The sequence below is a fragment of the Klebsiella sp. X13 genome (assembly GCF_003323835.1).
Taxonomy (GTDB): domain Bacteria; phylum Pseudomonadota; class Gammaproteobacteria; order Enterobacterales; family Enterobacteriaceae; genus Klebsiella; species Klebsiella ornithinolytica.
Window position 1 is genome coordinate 3,737,368 of record NZ_CP030874.1, and the last position, 16,283, is coordinate 3,753,650.

The 16,283-nt window shown below is 54.6% G+C and carries 17 protein-coding genes, 5 tRNA genes and 2 other RNA genes; 5 read left to right on the forward strand and 19 right to left on the reverse strand.

Annotated features, from left to right (window positions below; translation table 11 throughout):
* Positions 1-5: 5 nt before the first annotated feature.
* From galT to gpmA, 4 genes are all read left to right on the forward strand, one after another.
* Positions 6-1,052 (forward strand): galactose-1-phosphate uridylyltransferase, encoded by a 1,047-nt coding sequence (galT, locus tag DSD31_RS17755; RefSeq protein WP_015584864.1) that lies wholly within the window; start codon positions 6-8, stop codon positions 1,050-1,052.
* A gap of 2 nt (positions 1,053-1,054) precedes the next feature.
* The gene (gene galK, locus DSD31_RS17760) at positions 1,055-2,203 is read left to right on the forward strand and encodes a galactokinase (protein ID WP_004859713.1); all 1,149 of its coding nucleotides are present in this window, start codon (positions 1,055-1,057) and stop codon (positions 2,201-2,203) included.
* On the forward strand, positions 2,197-3,240 hold the full coding sequence (galM, locus tag DSD31_RS17765; RefSeq protein WP_113991224.1) for a galactose-1-epimerase: 1,044 nt from the start codon (positions 2,197-2,199) through the stop codon (positions 3,238-3,240). The genes galK and galM overlap by 7 nt, the downstream gene beginning before the upstream one ends.
* Positions 3,241-3,446: 206 nt before the next feature.
* A complete protein-coding gene (gpmA, locus tag DSD31_RS17770; protein WP_004859709.1) occupies positions 3,447-4,199 on the forward strand; it encodes a 2,3-diphosphoglycerate-dependent phosphoglycerate mutase in 753 nt (250 codons plus the stop codon).
* Between the two features lie 95 nt (positions 4,200-4,294).
* Here the strand turns inward: gpmA and aroG are convergent, their stop codons facing one another.
* Positions 4,295-5,347 (reverse strand): 3-deoxy-7-phosphoheptulonate synthase AroG, encoded by a 1,053-nt coding sequence (gene aroG / locus DSD31_RS17775; protein ID WP_004859708.1) that lies wholly within the window; start codon positions 5,345-5,347, stop codon positions 4,295-4,297.
* 408 nt (positions 5,348-5,755) lie between these two features.
* On the opposite strand from aroG, the gene zitB reads away from it, so the two are divergent.
* Positions 5,756-6,694, forward strand: coding sequence for a CDF family zinc transporter ZitB (gene zitB, locus DSD31_RS17780; RefSeq protein WP_004859706.1), 939 nt, complete (start codon positions 5,756-5,758; stop codon positions 6,692-6,694).
* Here zitB and pnuC read toward each other — a convergent pair.
* From pnuC to cydX, 18 genes are all read right to left on the reverse strand, one after another.
* Complete coding sequence (gene pnuC, locus DSD31_RS17785; RefSeq protein ID WP_113991225.1) at positions 6,691-7,410, reverse strand: nicotinamide riboside transporter PnuC; 720 nt, start codon at positions 7,408-7,410, stop codon at positions 6,691-6,693. The two genes, zitB and pnuC, sit on opposite strands and share 4 nt — an antisense overlap.
* Before the next feature lie 36 nt (positions 7,411-7,446).
* The gene (gene nadA / locus DSD31_RS17790) at positions 7,447-8,490 is read right to left on the reverse strand and encodes a quinolinate synthase NadA (protein ID WP_004859703.1); all 1,044 of its coding nucleotides are present in this window, start codon (positions 8,488-8,490) and stop codon (positions 7,447-7,449) included.
* Between the two features lie 209 nt (positions 8,491-8,699).
* Positions 8,700-8,833: non-coding RNA, RtT sRNA (locus DSD31_RS17795), on the reverse strand.
* Between the two features lie 22 nt (positions 8,834-8,855).
* Positions 8,856-8,988, reverse strand: a non-coding RNA gene (locus tag DSD31_RS17800) — RtT sRNA.
* Between the two features lie 22 nt (positions 8,989-9,010).
* Positions 9,011-9,086, reverse strand: a tRNA-Lys gene (locus tag DSD31_RS17805).
* Between the two features lie 128 nt (positions 9,087-9,214).
* Positions 9,215-9,290, reverse strand: a tRNA-Lys gene (locus DSD31_RS17810).
* A 142-nt stretch (positions 9,291-9,432) separates the two neighbouring features.
* Positions 9,433-9,508, reverse strand: a tRNA-Lys gene (locus tag DSD31_RS17815).
* Positions 9,509-9,511: 3 nt separating this feature from the next.
* A tRNA-Val gene (locus tag DSD31_RS17820) sits at positions 9,512-9,587 on the reverse strand.
* A 138-nt stretch (positions 9,588-9,725) separates the two neighbouring features.
* Positions 9,726-9,801: transfer RNA gene (locus DSD31_RS17825), tRNA-Lys, on the reverse strand.
* Between the two features lie 162 nt (positions 9,802-9,963).
* The gene (cpoB, locus tag DSD31_RS17830; RefSeq protein ID WP_004859702.1) at positions 9,964-10,752 is read right to left on the reverse strand and encodes a cell division protein CpoB; all 789 of its coding nucleotides are present in this window, start codon (positions 10,750-10,752) and stop codon (positions 9,964-9,966) included.
* A gap of 9 nt (positions 10,753-10,761) precedes the next feature.
* Positions 10,762-11,286, reverse strand: coding sequence for a peptidoglycan-associated lipoprotein Pal (gene pal, locus DSD31_RS17835; protein ID WP_004859700.1), 525 nt, complete (start codon positions 11,284-11,286; stop codon positions 10,762-10,764).
* A gap of 34 nt (positions 11,287-11,320) precedes the next feature.
* Entirely contained in the window at positions 11,321-12,613 is a 1,293-nt protein-coding gene (tolB, locus tag DSD31_RS17840; RefSeq protein WP_004859698.1) for a Tol-Pal system beta propeller repeat protein TolB, read from the reverse strand.
* Positions 12,614-12,742: 129 nt separating this feature from the next.
* Positions 12,743-14,080, reverse strand: a complete 1,338-nt coding sequence (gene tolA, locus DSD31_RS17845) for a cell envelope integrity protein TolA (protein WP_044349716.1) — start codon at positions 14,078-14,080, stop codon at positions 12,743-12,745.
* Positions 14,081-14,183: 103 nt separating this feature from the next.
* Complete coding sequence (gene tolR / locus DSD31_RS17850) at positions 14,184-14,612, reverse strand: colicin uptake protein TolR (protein WP_004859694.1); 429 nt, start codon at positions 14,610-14,612, stop codon at positions 14,184-14,186.
* A gap of 3 nt (positions 14,613-14,615) precedes the next feature.
* A complete protein-coding gene (tolQ, locus tag DSD31_RS17855; RefSeq protein ID WP_004859692.1) occupies positions 14,616-15,308 on the reverse strand; it encodes a Tol-Pal system protein TolQ in 693 nt (230 codons plus the stop codon).
* Positions 15,305-15,709: a tol-pal system-associated acyl-CoA thioesterase gene (gene ybgC, locus DSD31_RS17860; protein WP_004859689.1), complete on the reverse strand. Its 405-nt coding sequence runs from the start codon at positions 15,707-15,709 to the stop codon at positions 15,305-15,307. The genes tolQ and ybgC overlap by 4 nt, the downstream gene beginning before the upstream one ends.
* A gap of 160 nt (positions 15,710-15,869) precedes the next feature.
* The gene (ybgE, locus tag DSD31_RS17865) at positions 15,870-16,163 is read right to left on the reverse strand and encodes a cyd operon protein YbgE (protein WP_004859687.1); all 294 of its coding nucleotides are present in this window, start codon (positions 16,161-16,163) and stop codon (positions 15,870-15,872) included.
* Positions 16,163-16,276 carry a cytochrome bd-I oxidase subunit CydX gene (gene cydX, locus DSD31_RS17870; protein ID WP_004859685.1) on the reverse strand — a complete coding sequence of 38 codons (114 nt, stop codon included), beginning with the start codon at positions 16,274-16,276 and terminating at the stop codon, positions 16,163-16,165. The genes ybgE and cydX overlap by 1 nt, the downstream gene beginning before the upstream one ends.
* Positions 16,277-16,283 lie beyond the last annotated feature (7 nt).

Here is a 16,283-nt window from a genome sequence, read left to right on the forward strand (position 1 = left end):
CCGTCATGAGCGTATTTAACCCCGTCGACCATCCGCATCGTCGTTATAACCCGTTAACCGGGCAGTGGATTCTGGTATCACCGCATCGCGCCAGGCGCCCCTGGCAAGGGGCGCAGGAAACGCCGGCAAAAGCAACCTTGCCGGCGCACGATCCGGATTGTTTTCTGTGTCCGGGTAACACCCGCGTCACCGGCGACACGAACCCGAATTACACCGGTACCTACGTGTTTACCAATGACTTTGCGGCATTGATGACCGACACGCCCGATGCCCCGAATAGCGACGATCCGCTGATGCGCTGTCAAAGCGCACGCGGCACCAGCCGGGTCATCTGCTTCTCGCCGGATCACAGCAAAACGCTGCCTGAGCTGAGCGTTGAAGCGCTGGAAGAGGTGGTTAATACGTGGCAGGAACAGACGGCTGAGCTGGGCCAAACCTATCCGTGGGTGCAGGTGTTTGAGAATAAAGGCGCGGCGATGGGCTGCTCCAACCCGCACCCGCACGGGCAGGTCTGGGCCAACAGCTTCCTGCCAAATGAGGCGGAACGCGAAGATCGTTTGCAAAAAGAGTATTTCGCCGCTCAGGGTTCGCCGATGCTGGTGGATTACGTTCAGCGCGAATTAGCCGACGGCAGCCGGACTGTCGTCGAAACAGAACATTGGCTGGCCGTCGTACCTTACTGGGCGGCCTGGCCTTTTGAGACGCTGCTGCTGCCGAAGGCACACATTCAGCGCCTCACCGATTTAACCGCAGCCCAGCGTAGCGATCTTGCGCTGGCGCTGAAAAAGCTGACCAGCCGTTACGACAACCTGTTCAAGTGCTCATTCCCTTATTCCATGGGCTGGCACGGGGCGCCGTTTAATAACGAAGAGAATAATCACTGGCAGCTACACGCTCACTTTTATCCGCCGCTGCTGCGCTCTGCGACGGTGCGTAAATTTATGGTCGGCTACGAAATGCTGGCTGAAACTCAGCGCGATTTGACGGCTGAACAAGCCGCCGAACGCCTGCGGGCAGTGAGCGACGTCCATTTTCGCGAATCCGGAGAATAACAATGAGTCTGAAAGAGAAAACCCAAACCCTGTTTGCTGAAAAGTTCGGCTACCCTGCGACCCACGTTATTCAGGCACCGGGCCGCGTCAATCTGATCGGCGAACATACCGACTACAACGACGGCTTCGTGCTGCCCTGCGCGATTGATTATCAGACGGTGATCAGCTGCGCGCCGCGCACGGACCGTATTGTCCGGGTGATTGCCGCCGATTATGACAATCAGAGCGACGAGTTCTCCCTTGATAAGCCGATTGTCAGCCACGAGACCCAACAGTGGTCAAACTACGTCCGCGGAGTGGTGAAACACCTGCAGAAGCGCAATAACCATTTTGGCGGCGCCGATCTGGTGATCAGCGGTAATGTGCCGCAGGGGGCGGGGTTAAGCTCTTCCGCTTCGCTGGAAGTGGCCGTCGGAACCGTGTTCCAGCAGCTGTATCATCTGCCGCTGGACGGGGCGCAAATTGCCCTCAACGGCCAGGAAGCGGAGAACCAGTTCGTCGGCTGCAACTGCGGCATCATGGACCAGCTTATCTCAGCGCTGGGTAAGAAAGATCACGCGCTGCTGCTTGACTGCCGCACATTAGGAACCAAGGCCGTCTCGATGCCGAAAGGCGTCGCGGTGGTGATCATCAACAGTAATTTTAAACGTACTCTGGTCGGTAGCGAATACAACACCCGTCGCGAACAGTGTGAGACCGGCGCGCGTTTCTTCCAGCAGCCTGCGCTGCGCGACGTCAAAATCGCCGAGTTCAATGCCGTTGCCCATGAGCTGGATCCGGTGGTTGCGAAACGCGTCCGCCATGTCCTGACCGAAAATGCGCGTACGCTCGAAGCCGCCACCGCGCTGGAAAAAGGCGACCTCAAGCGTATGGGTGAACTGATGGCGGAATCTCATGCCTCGATGCGCGATGATTTTGAAATTACCGTTCCGCAAATTGACACGCTGGTGGAGATCGTCAAAGCCACCATCGGCGATAAAGGCGGCGTACGCATGACCGGCGGCGGATTTGGCGGCTGCGTCGTGGCGCTGGTGCCGGAAGAGTGCGTTGATACCGTTAAGCAAGCCGTCGCGCAGCAGTATGAAGCGAAAACCGGCATCAAAGAGACCTTCTACGTGTGCAAACCGTCACAGGGGGCCGGCCAGTGCTAAACCAAACGACAGACCTGGCGCCGGACGGGCAGCCGTGGAATCTGATCACCCTGCGGAATAATGCCGGGATGGTGGTCACGCTGATGGACTGGGGCGCAACATTATTATCCGCCCGGGTACCGCTGGCCAACGGCGAAGTACGCGAAGCGCTGCTCGGCTGCGCTTCGCCGGAAAACTATACCCGCCAGGCGGCCTATCTCGGCGCCTCCGTGGGCCGCTATGCCAACCGTATCGCCAACAGCCGGTTTACTCTCGATGGCCAGACGATCCAACTGACCCCTTCTAACGAAGCCGGTCATCAGTTGCACGGCGGGCCAGACGGCTTTGACAAACGTCGCTGGCAGATCGTTAGCGCCGACGAACATCAGGCGCTGTTTGCCCTCGCCTCTGATGACGGCGACCAGGGTTTTCCCGGCAACCTGAAAGCCACGGCGCACTACCGTCTTACTGAAGATAACCGCATCGCTATTGAGTATCGTGCGACGGTTGACAGGCCCTGTCCGGTCAACCTGACCAACCACGTCTACTTCAACCTCGACGGCGGGCAGACGGACGTCCGCAATCACCAGCTGCAAATTTTCGCCGACAGCTACCTGCCGGTGGAGAGCGACGGCATTCCGGGCGGCCATTTGCAGGACGTCGCCCGGACCAGCTTCGATTTTCGCTCGCCGAAAACTGTAGCGATCGATTTTCTTCGCGATGCCGATCAGCAGAAAGTCAAAGGGTATGATCATGCTTTCCTGCTACAGGCAAAAGGCGATGCCCGCAAGGCGGCGGCCCATGTCTGGTCTCAGGATGGTCAACTGCAGATGGCGGTGTATACCTCCGCCCCTGCCCTGCAGTTTTATTCTGGTAATTACCTGGGCGGTACGCCGTCGCGTACCGAACAGCCGTACGCCGACTGGCAAGGTCTGGCGCTGGAGAGTGAATTTCTGCCGGATTCACCCAATCACCCGGAATGGCCCCAGCCCGACTGCATATTGCGCCCGGGCGAGGAGTACGTCAGTCTGACGGAATATCAGTTTATTGCCCGATAAGCCCCCGCCCTCCTGATGGAGGGCTTTTTTTCGCCATTTTGCTGCAAATTACGCCACTTACAGACAAAAATATAACCGCCGTTTTACAAGCATCTTACACTGAGCCACTATTTTCGCTATGGTTAGGGATAAGCATTGCCGTGGCTCAAATTGCGGCAATATAATGAGAATTGTTATCATTCAAACAAAGCTTGAGGAGTAAGTGTATGGCTGTAACTAAGCTGGTACTGGTCCGTCATGGCGAAAGCCAATGGAACAATGAAAACCGTTTCACCGGTTGGTACGACGTCGATCTGTCCGAGAAAGGCGTAGGTGAAGCAAAAGCGGCAGGTAAACTGCTGAAAGACGAAGGCTTCAGCTTCGATTTTGCTTATACCTCTGTGCTGAAACGTGCCATCCATACTCTGTGGAACGTCCTGGATGAACTGGACCAGGCCTGGCTGCCGGTTGAGAAATCCTGGAAACTGAACGAGCGTCACTACGGGGCATTGCAGGGTCTGAACAAAGCTGAAACCGCTGAGAAATACGGTGATGAGCAGGTTAAACAGTGGCGCCGTGGCTTTGCCATTACTCCGCCGGAGCTGACCAAAGACGACGAGCGCTACCCGGGCCACGATCCGCGTTATGCTAAACTGACCGATAAAGAGCTGCCGGTAACCGAAAGCCTGGCGCTGACCATCGAGCGCGTTGTGCCTTACTGGAACGAAACCATTCTGCCGCGTCTGAAAAGCGGTGAGCGCGTGATTATCGCCGCTCACGGCAACTCCCTGCGTGCGCTGGTGAAGTACCTGGACAATATGGGCGAAGACGAAATCCTTGAACTGAACATCCCGACCGGCGTACCGCTGGTTTATGAGTTCGATGAAAACTTCAAACCGATCAAACACTACTATCTGGGCAATGCGGATGAAATCGCTGCAAAAGCCGCCGCGGTAGCAAACCAGGGTAAAGCGAAATAATTTTCGCCAGCCATAAAAAAAGCGTGGATTCGTCCACGCTTTTTTATTGGCTCTGAATCCCGGCGTCGCGACGCTCTGCCGGGCCAGGCGGCGGATTAACCGCGACGGGCTTTTACCGCATCCGCCAGCTGACGCAGGATGGTATCGGTATCTTCCCAGCCGATGCAGGCATCGGTGATGCTTTTGCCATAGGCCAGCGGCACGCCGCTCTCCAGGCTCTGGCTACCTTCCACCAGATGGCTTTCAATCATCACGCCCATAATTGCCTGCTCGCCGCTGGCAATCTGCCGGCAAACATCGGCGCCTACTTCCATCTGTTTTTTAAACTGCTTGCTTGAGTTTGCGTGGCTGAAATCAATCATGATCTGCGCCGGCAGGCCCGCTTTCGCCAGCCCAACCTTCACTTCAGCAACGTGCTTCGCGCTGTAGTTCGGCTCTTTGCCACCGCGCAGAATGATATGACAGTCGCTGTTGCCGCTGGTATTCACAATCGCCGAATGGCCCCATTTGGTCACTGACAGGAAGCAGTGCGGCGCGCCGGCGGCGTTGATCGCGTCAATTGCCACTTTTATTGTCCCGTCGGTCCCGTTTTTAAAACCTACCGGGCAAGAGAGGCCAGATGAAAGCTCGCGATGCACCTGGGATTCCGTGGTGCGTGCGCCGATGGCGCCCCAGCTCATCAGGTCAGCGACGTACTGCGGGGTGATCATATCGAGGAATTCACCCGCCGCAGGCAGTCCGCTGTCGTTAATCTCCAGCAGCAGCTTACGCGCAATGCGCAGGCCGTCGTTGATGCGGAAGCTGTTATCCATATGCGGATCGTTGATTAACCCTTTCCAGCCAACGGTGGTACGCGGTTTTTCAAAGTAAACGCGCATCACCACTTCCAGCTCGCCCTTCAGCTCTTCACGCAGCGTCAGCAGGCGTTCAGCATACTCTTTCGCAGCGGCAGGATCGTGGATAGAACACGGGCCAATCACCACCAGCAGACGATCGTCGTTGCCTTTCAGGATCTGATGGATCGCTTTACGAGCGTGCGCCACGGTGTTAGCAGCATTTTCGGTCGCGGGGAACTTTTCCAGGAGGGCAACGGGAGGTAATAATTCGTTGATCTCTTTAATACGTAAATCGTCGTTCTGATAATTCATTTTCTTTCCAGCGTTGCCATACTTAATCAATTGTGTGCAATGCTTTCAATCTAACTCGCCGTCAGAAAAGTGTAAACAGACTTTTACAGTCACAAGGGTAATTCACTGATTAAACAGATAAAAACAATACAAACCATAACAATGGCGAAAAAAAGAGCCTTAACATCAGTTTTATACTCTGAAAAATTATCATATGTAAATATTATATATTGCACTGACGGGGGAATGATTCGACATTACTCCGTCTCCCCGTGCTTTCACCCTATTGTTGCCTCATTTGCGGCTTGTTGCAGACACATGCCGCCGTACCTTGCCCTATCGACATTGGCTGATGGAACAGACGCCTGATTGTGGTTAATCTGTAATAAGGTCAGAGACTAATTGATAAAATAATGACAGGATTCTGTAATGGCCCATGCTCACACTCCGTCAGAAACCACCGATCGCGGTAACGAAAAACGCCTGTTGCAGGCTTTCATCGTCACCGCCGGCTTTATGCTTGTTGAAGCCATCGGCGGTGTCGTTTCCGGCTCGCTGGCGCTGCTGGCTGATGCCGGTCACATGCTTACCGATTCAGCCGCTCTGTTATTTGCGCTACTCGCGGTCCGCTTCGCCAGCCGTCCACCCAATACCCGTCACACCTTCGGCTGGCTGCGTCTGACCACGCTGGCGGCCTTCGTCAACGCCATTGCGCTGGTTGTGATTACCATTCTGATTGTCTGGGAAGCAATTCAACGCTTTAACCATCCTCAGCCCGTTGCCGGCACCACAATGATGGTGATTGCCGTTGCCGGGCTTCTGGCGAACATACTGGCATTCTGGATCCTGCACCGCGGCAGTGAAGCAAGAAATCTTAATGTCCGCGCGGCCGCCTTACACGTACTGGGCGACTTGCTGGGTTCGGTCGGGGCGATCGTTGCCGCTCTCGTGATTCTCACCACCGGCTGGACGCCAATTGACCCGATTTTGTCGGTGCTGGTCTCATGTCTGGTACTGCGCAGCGCCTGGCGGCTGTTGCAGGAAAGTTTGAACGAACTGCTGGAAGGGGCGCCGCGGTCATTAGATGTCGAGGGGTTAAAGCGGGATTTACGCCGTTCGGTGGCGGAAGTCCGCGATGTGCATCACGTCCACGTCTGGCTGGTTGGTGAAAAAACGGTCATGACGCTGCATGTTCAGGTTGTCCCGCCGCACGATCACGATGCCTTGCTGAATCGTATCCAGGCCTTTTTGCAGCATAAATATAATATCGGGCATGTGACCGTGCAGATGGAGTACCAGCCCTGTAACGGCCCGGAATGCCATCTCAACATGACGCACGCCGGGCACGACCCTCATCACCACCATTAGCGAGAAAACGCGTGAGAACCTCGCTCACGCGCGCTGTTCATCCACATCCGACTGCCGTTAAGGGCAATAAAGGTCAAAAGCAGATATTCCAGCGACATCGCGTAGACGCCCTGAAGGGCAAAAATCACCACGCTGATGACGTTGATGATCACCCAAAGCAGCCAGTTTTCGACATATTTACGGGTCATCAAAATCATGGCGGCGATCGACAGCACCATCATGCAGGAGTCCCAGAACGGGAAGGCATCCGGCTGCAGTTCCGGCATCGTGACCTGCAGTCCCAGGCTCTGCATAAGCGTGACCGCGATCCGCGTCAGAAAGGCAAAGACCGGATTAATGAAGACCGTCATCAGCGCAATTGCCGCAATACAAGCCGTCAGCCAGCCCAGCGCCTTCGGTAATGGCAACCAGCGAATACGCAGTTCGGCTTCATGGCTGCTGGTTTGCCGGGACCAGGCGTACCAGCCATAAACGTTGGCGGCAAAGAAAAAGACCTGTAGCAGCAGGCTGGCATAAAGCTGAATCTGAAAGAAAATAATGGCAAACAAGGTGACGTTGACCAGCCCAAATGCATAGTTGCTGATCTTTTCCAGACTCGCCAGCCAGATACACAGCAGCCCGGCAAACGTGCCGACCGCCTCGATCCATGATAAGTCGTATCCGCCGGCGCCGATGGGTATATGCACCAGAATATTCTGCGTACTAAAAAAATCCATATTTTCCCCGCACTGTATTGATTGCGTAATTAACCACTATCCCCGAAGTGTAGCCGCAAAATCCAGCATTCTGTTCAGCGGGACTAATGCGCCGGCGCGCAGCTGCGCATCGACCTTAATTTCGTGTTCGGGGCCACCGTTTTCCAGCCCCTCTGCAATCGCTTGCAGGCCGTTCATCGCCATCCACGGACAGTGGGCGCAGCTACGACAGGTTGCCCCCTCTCCCGCCGTCGGCGCTTCCAGCAGCTCTTTTTCCGGTACCGCCTGCTGCATTTTGTAGAAGATCCCGCGATCGGTGGCGACAATGAGCTGGCGCGCCGGAAGCGTTTTAGCCGCGGCAATCAGCTGGCTGGTAGACCCTACCGCATCCGCCATATCCACAATGGACTGCGGTGATTCAGGATGCACCAGAATGGCGGCATCGGGGTAGAGGGCTTTCATCCGCGTTAACGCCTGGGTTTTAAACTCATCGTGGACAATACAGGCGCCCTGCCAGCACAAAACATCTGCCCCGGTTTGCCGCTGCACGTACCGCCCTAAGTGCCGGTCGGGCGCCCAGAGAATTTTTTCCCCGAGGCTGTCGAGATGTTCAATAAGTTCAACGGCAATACTGGAAGTCACAACCCAATCGGCACGCGCTTTAACCGCCGCTGAGGTGTTGGCATAAACAACGACGGTACGATCCGGGTGGGCATCGCAGAACGCGTTGAACTCCTCAATCGGGCAGCCGAGATCCAGAGAACACTCGGCATTCAGCGTTGGCATCAGGATGGTTTTTTCCGGGCTGAGAATTTTTGCCGTTTCCCCCATGAAGCGCACTCCGGCCACCAGCAACGTCGAGGCGGAATGGCGGGCGCCGAAACGAGCCATTTCCAGAGAATCAGCGATACAGCCGCCGGTCTCTTCAGCCAGCTGCTGAATTTCAGGGTCAGTATAGTAATGAGCAACCATCACCGCATCGCGCTCGCGCAGCAGACGTTTAATCTTTTCACGGTAAAAGTGTTTTTCATCGCGACTTAATGGCAATGGTTTCGGCGGGAAAGGATAAATCGCCGTTTCAGGGTCAAACATTACGCTCATCTTGCAATCTCGTTTTACTGGCTTAACTCAAATACCGTTAATATGCCTTCAGAGGGCATAGCGGCGGTCATGATGTTTTATATGCTAAACAAGATAGCGGATTGTACAGAAAATGTCGTGCGGAATTTATTGTCGTCTGAAGGCAAAAAAAGGAGGATTAATATTTATGGAGGGAAAACAACAGATAGCAAAAAGGCGCCTTTTTACATTGGTGGGTCGTGCAGGATAACGCGCTTTGCTCGCCCTTCGAGCCGTCGCCGCCAGCGGCTCCGTTGTCTCGCCTTGCTCGACTCGAACCTGCCGCAGGTTCGAATCGTTAAATTCTGCGCATAGCAAAAAGGCGCCTTTAGGGCGCCTTTTTACATTGGTGGGTCGTGCAGGATAACGCGCTTTGCTCGCCCTTCAGGCCGTCGCCGCCAGCGGCTCCGTTGTCTCGCCTTGCTCGACTCGAACCTGCCGCAGGTCGAATCGTTAAATTCTGCGCATAGCAAAAAGGCGCCTTTAGGGCGCCTTTTTACATTGGTGGGTCGTGCAGGATTCGAACCTGCGACCAATTGATTAAAAGTCAACTGCTCTACCAACTGAGCTAACGACCCCTTTCGGGACTTAATACTTGCAATATTCAGGATGCCGGGTGGTGCAGGATGACTGGCTTTCACTGGCCTTGTGGGCCGTTGCTACGTAACCTTATCCTTCACATTTAACATCAACTTCAATGTTAAAGTGGTGGGTCGTGCAGGATTCGAACCTGCGACCAATTGATTAAAAGTCAACTGCTCTACCAACTGAGCTAACGACCCGCTCGGGTACTACCTGAATTTTTTCACTCGTCACCAATCTTAAACTGGTGGGTCGTGCAGGATGACTCGCTTTCGCTCGCCCTGTGGGCCGTTGCTACGCAACGTTATCCTTCACGTTCAACATCTGAGTTCGATGTTAAATTGGTGGGTCGTGCAGGATTCGAACCTGCGACCAATTGATTAAAAGTCAACTGCTCTACCAACTGAGCTAACGACCCGAGTGGTGGGTGATGACGGGATCGAACCGCCGACCCCCTCCTTGTAAGGGAGGTGCTCTCCCAGCTGAGCTAATCACCCAATACTACGCTGGATACTACATCTGACTATAGTCAGCGGTGGTTCGTGGAGGAAGACTCGGCTTTGCCTCGCCCTGTGGGCCGTTGCTGACGCAACGTTATCCTTCACGTTTTACTACCGTTCCACCCTGGTAGTTAGTGGTGGGTCGTGCAGGATTCGAACCTGCGACCAATTGATTAAAAGTCAACTGCTCTACCAACTGAGCTAACGACCCACTTTTTTCGTCGCTTCAGGCTTGTTCGATATCCCGTGGCAACGGCGGCATATATTACTGATTTAAGAATTCAGCGCAACAAGTATTTCGATAAAAAACATCTGACTGCTTAGGATTCACGCGACAAGACCAGAAATAATGCGATTTCTGGTCATGCCATAATCACCCAAGGGCATTAAGACGTTTCTGAGCCTGTTTCGCGCCATCGGTGCCAGGGAATTTACTGACTACCTGTTGGTAAACAGCCTTCGCCTTCGCGGTATCACCTTTATCCTGCATAATCACGCCGACCTTAAACATGGCATCAGGCGCTTTCGGGGATTTAGGGTAATTCTTCACCACGGAAGCAAAATAGTAAGCGGCATCATCTTTTTTCCCCTTATTGTAATTCAACTGACCGAGCCAGTAGTTCGCGTTCGGCTGATAGGTTGAATCCGGGTACTTTTTGACGAAATTCTGAAATGCTGCCAGCGCGTCATCCTGGCGGGATGGATCCTTCACCAGCGCAATAGCCGCATTGTAGTCCGTATTTGCATCTCCGGTTGAAGCAGGAGCGCCGGTAGAGGCCGCTGGCGCCGCGGTAGCCGCCGCACCCTGATCGCCTGCCGAAGACGATGGCTGTGCACCTGCCGCCGCCCCACCGCTGCTCAGACCGTCGATCTGTAACAGAATTTGCTTCTGGCGTTCGACAACCTGATTGAGCTGATACTGGCTTTCCTGAATCTGGCCGCGCAGGGAGTCAATATCATTCTGGTTATCGGAGAGCTGTTGCTGAAGTTGGGTTAAAAGCTGACTGTGAGCGTTAGAAATACGCTCGAGTTGAGTGACCCGGTCTTCGACCGAGCCTGAGCCGACACTACTGATTGGCGCCTGAGCAAAAGCGGCCCAGGGGGCCGCTATGCCAACCAGTAACGACAGACTCAACAGATGATGTCTGAAGTTACTGCTCATGCAATTCTCTTAGTAAACCAGTACGGCGCGACGGTTTTTAGCGTAAGCCGCTTCGTCATGGCCCAGTACTGCAGGTTTTTCTTTACCGTAAGAAACGATGGAGATCTGGTCAGCAGAAACACCTTTGCCCTGCAGATACATCTTAACGGCGTTAGCACGACGCTCACCCAGAGCGATGTTGTATTCCGGCGTACCGCGTTCATCCGCGTGACCTTCAACAGTCACTTTATAGGATGGGTTGCTACGCAGGAAGTTAGCGTGCGCATCCAGCATTGCAGCGAAGTCAGAACGGATATCGTACTTGTCGAGATCGAAGTAAACGATGTTGTTCTGCTGCAGCTGCTGCATTTGCAGACGAGCTTGCTCTTCGGAAGACATGTTGCCACCGTTAGCGTTAGCATCCATACCAGTGCCGGCACCCAGCATGCCTTCACCGCTCTGGTCGTTGCTGGCGTTCTTGTTAGAAGAACACGCCGCGATTGCCATAACCGGCAGAGCGATCATCAGCCCTTTCAGCACTTTGTTCAGTTGCATTTCTTTGATTCCTTTAATAATCAATTATTTATTATCACAGATACGGAGACCAGGCAGGGAATTTTACCTGTCCATCAGTCGCCGGAAGACGCGCTTTGAAACGCCCATCTGTAGAAACCAGATTCAGCACGGATCCCATCCCCTGAGAAGAGCTGTAGATTACCATAGTGCCGTTAGGTGCCAGACTTGGCGTTTCATCCAGGAACGTTGACGACAGAACTTGTACGCCACCCGCTACCAGATCTTGTTTGGCAATGTGCTGCTGACCGTTGGCCGAGCTGACCATTACCATAAATTTACCGTCGCTGCTGACATCCGCATCCTGGTTCTGAGAACCTTCCCAGGAGATACGCTGCGGAGTACCGCCGCCGACGCTGACTTTATACACCTGCGGACGACCAGCCTGGTCGGAAGTAAAGGCCAGATTCTGACTATCCGGGAACCAGCTTGGTTCGGTGTTGTTGCTGCGACCATTGGTCACCTGGCGAATCTGACCCGAACCCAGATCCATCACATACAGGTTCAGGCTACCGGTTTTCGACAATGCGAATGCCAGTTTGCTGCCATCCGGCGAGAAGGCCGGAGCCCCGTTATGCTGCGGGAAGGAGGCTATCTGACGCACCGCGCCATTTGCCAGAGTCTGGACCACCAGCGCAGAACGACCGCTTTCGAAGGTCACATAAGCCAGTTTAGAACCATCCGGAGACCATGCCGGAGACATCAGCGGCTGCGGTGAACGGTGGACAACAAACTGGTTATAACCATCGTAGTCGGAGACGCGCAGCTCATACGGGAACTGGCCGCCGTTAGTCTGCACAACGTAGGCAATACGGGTACGGAAGGCGCCCTTAATAGAGGTCAGCTTCTCGAATACCGCATCGCTGGCGGTGTGAGCCGCATAGCGCAGGTACTGTTTAGTCACCTTATAAGAGTTCTGCGCCAGAATCGTCCCCGGAGCACCGCCGGTATCAACCAGCTGGTAAGCCACGTTGTACGATCCGTCAGGGTTCCCGGTCACCTGACCGACAACCACCGCATCAATACCCAGCGCAGACCATGCCGCAGGTTGAACCTCTTGTGCCGTCCCCGGTTGCTGAGGCAGACGCGAGCGATCCAGTGGGTTGAACTTACCGCTGTTACGCAGGTCAGCCGCAACGACACCGCCAATATCTTCAGGCGCGGCACCCGGCCCTGCCCACTGGAACGGTACAACACCGATCGGGCGCGCCGAGTCCACCCCCTGGGTGATCTCGATACGTACTTCTGCGTGCAGCACCGCCGCCCACAGCATTAAAAAACCAAACGCTACTCGTAATGCCTGCTTCATCATATCTCCCTTATCCGGACGGAAAGCCCACGATAATTTAGCAGAATGTTAACAAACTCAAATACACAAAACTACCAAAACCCGGCGTCAGCCCTGGATTGTGTTCCCCCGCTCGCGCCGGGAAACACATCACTGCGGTTTGAAGTCCAGTGGTGCATTTTTGAACGTCTCATACACAGCCTGAGAAGGCGGTTTCGGGAACTTGCTCATCCGGCTGGTTGCCGCCAGCATCTGCTGACAGAAAGCAGGATCGCCTCCCTCCGACTTCACGCTCAATAACGTCCCGTCCTGAGCCAGGTTCACGCGTAACGTACATGTTTTACCTTTGTACGTGTCCCAGTCATAGAGATGCCCTTTAATCGCCGCCTGAACCTGCGAAATATAACTGGCAATCTCAGCCTGAGACGCGCCCCCCTGCCCCGGTTTACTTCCTTTAGCAGGAGATGAGCCTCCATTGCTACCGCTGGTGCTACCTTTAGGCGCATTCTTACCTGAACTCAGATCGCCGAGCAGGTCGTCTACGCCATCAGCATCTTTCGCTGCCGCGGCTTTTTTCGCTGCCGCGGCTTTCGCTGCGGCGGCCTTAGCTGCAGCAGCCTTGGCGGCTTTATCGGCTGCGGCTTTTTCCGCTGCTGCGGCTTTCGCTGCGGCAGCTTTTTCCGCTTTCTCCGCGGCGGCTTTCTCTGCTGCGGCGGCCTTTTCTGCTGCCGCTTTCTCAGAGGCGGCTTTTTGCGCCGCTGCTTTTTCTGCTGCTTTCTCAGCGGCTTTTTCCGCAGCAGCTTTCTCAGCCGCGGCCTGCTTAGCGGCTTCCTGCTGGGCTTTCTTCTCAGCCTGCTGCTGCGCTTTCTTCGCCGCATCGGCTTCGGCTTTCTTCTGGGCATCCGCCGCAGCTTTCGCCGCTTCGGCTTCTGCCTGTTTCTTCGCATCGGCTGCGGCCTTCGCTGCCGCAGCTTCCGCCGCTTTAGCCTGCGCGTCTGCCTTCGCTTTCGCGTCAGCAGCGGCTTTCGCTGCCGCTTCCTGTGCTTCTTTCGCCTGAGAATCCGCTTTGGCTTTCGCCGCTGCCGCCGCTTTCGCCGCCGCTTCTTCAGCCTGCTTCTGCTCTTCCTTCGCTTGCTTAGCCGCTTCCTGCGCCTGCAGACGATCCTGCTCAAGCTGCTTCAGACGCTCCTGCTCAGCGGCCTGCTTTTCACGCAGTTCTTCAGCCTGCTGCTGAGCCTGCTTTTCGCGCTGCTCGGCGGCACGGCGCGAGCTGGCCTGCTGCTGCTGCTGGCGGTTGTAATTATTCACCACCGCCCCAGGATCAACCATCACCGCATCAATGGAAGAACCTCCGCCGCCGCCGGCTGAGGCATCCAGATGCTCGTCGAACGAACTCCAGATCAGCAGCGCGATCAGAATGATGTGCAGCGCGACTGAAACTATGATCGCTCGTTTAAGCTTGTCGTTTTGTTCGGTTGCCTTTGACACTATCGGTTCCCAAAAACTGTTCGCCTGTCCCCGCTACTCTCGCCGGCCACGAGTCTGTTATTCTCGCAGCCAGCGGTCCGGCGGGCGCACATATCCGAAGCGATTAAATAGGCTTGGTCATTAAGCCAACCGATTTAACCCCTGCGCTATGCAACAGGTTAAGCGCTTTAATAATTTCATCGTAAGGTACGTCTTTCGCACCGCCGATCAGGAACACCGTTTTCTCGTTCGCTTCGAGTCGGCGTTTCGCTTCGGCAATAACCTGCTCTGGCGGCAGCTGCGACAGCGTTTCCGGACCCACTTTTACGCTGTACTGCCCGACGCCGGAAACTTCAACAATCACCGGCGGCTCATCATTACTTTTGACCGCTTGTGATTCCGTCGCATCCGGCAGGTCGACCTCTACGCTCTGCGTAATGATCGGCGCGGTCGCCATAAAGATCAGCAACAGCACCAACAAGACATCCAGCAGCGGAACGATGTTGATCTCGGACTTCAGTTCGCGACGTCCGCGTCCACGTGCTCTGGCCATGGCTTACCCCTTATTGCTTTCGCTGCTGGTAAACGCCTGACGGTGCAGAATCGCGGTGAACTCTTCCATAAAGTTGTCATAGTTCAGTTCAAGTTTGTTCACACGCTGGTTCAAACGGTTGTAGGCCATAACCGCCGGAATTGCCGCAAACAGACCGATTGCCGTGGCGATCAGCGCTTCTGCGATACCCGGTGCAACCATCTGCAGAGTCGCCTGTTTCACCGCACCAAGTGCGATAAAGGCATGCATGATCCCCCAGACGGTACCGAACAGGCCGATGTACGGGCTGATGGACCCCACGGTTCCGAGGAACGGAATGTGCGTCTCCAGCGTCTCGATCTCACGGTTCATCGAGATGCGCATGGCGCGCGACGCCCCTTCAACCACCGCTTCTGGCGCATGGCTGTTTGCGCGATGCAGACGAGCAAACTCTTTGAAACCGCTGTAGAAAATTTGTTCCGATCCCACCAGGTTATCGCGACGCCCCTGGCTCTCCTGATACAGGCGAGAAAGCTCAATACCCGACCAGAACTTGTCTTCAAAGGCTTCCGCCTCGCGGCTTGCCGTGTTGAGGATGCGCGTTCTCTGAATAATAATGGCCCAGGAAGCGATAGAAAAACCAATCAAAATCAACATGATAAGTTTAACCAGAAGGCTCGCCTTCAGGAACAAATCAAGGATATTCATGTCAGTCACTGCTTAAACTCCGCGACAATAGACTTGGGAAGCGCACGAGGCTTCATTAAGAGTGGATCAACGCACACAATGAGAACCTCAGCTTCGTTCAAAACTGTATTCTCTGCGTTGACGATTCGCTGCGTGAAAACCAAAGAGGTACCTCTCATCGAGGTGATTTCCGTCTGGATTTCGAGCATGTCGTCGAGTCTGGCGGGCGCAAAATATTCCAGCGTCATTTTGCGAACCACGAAGGCAACTCGTTCAGCCAGCAAAACCTGCTGACTGAAGTGATGGTGGCGCAGCATCTCTGTGCGTGCTCTTTCATAAAAAGCGACGTAACTGGCGTGGTAAACCACACCACCGGCATCGGTATCTTCATAGTAGACACGAACCGGCCATCGAAACAGCGTTGTATTCACTTTACATCCCGGTAATGCAAAAAAAGATTAGTGCTTTCAAACTTCGCTACTATACGCGCGGGGAACGTGGTTTGGAATGGGGGAAAGTAAACAGCGAGTAAATTTTTATGGGCTTATGCAAGCCCATGAGGTTAACAGAGTTCTCTTATTCTCTTCTCTTTCAAAAGAAGAAAAAAAACAGCCCCGTGATGAGTACAATATCAGCGATAAGTGGACAAAAAATCCCTTGCCAGTGAATGGCATGCGGACGGAAGCCCACGCCGTGAATAACCCCGGCGCACACGGCCCACATCAGCAAGAAGCCGTGCCAGATCTCCAGCTCACTGGTCTTTGCCGCAAAGCGCGACGGATCCCAGAAAATGCAGCCCGCCAACAGCAGTGCCATCAATAGGGAAAGCGCCCTTAACGGGCGCTTATCCATTATCGCGTAAAGGGTCGCGATAATTTTACTCATCAGTGTTCTTCTTTACCTGCTTTGGTGCTTTCCACGTGCTCAAGCGCTAACGCGGTGATAACCCCAAAGGCACAGGCAAGAAGCGTTCCCAAAATCCATGCGAAATACCACATATCTAGC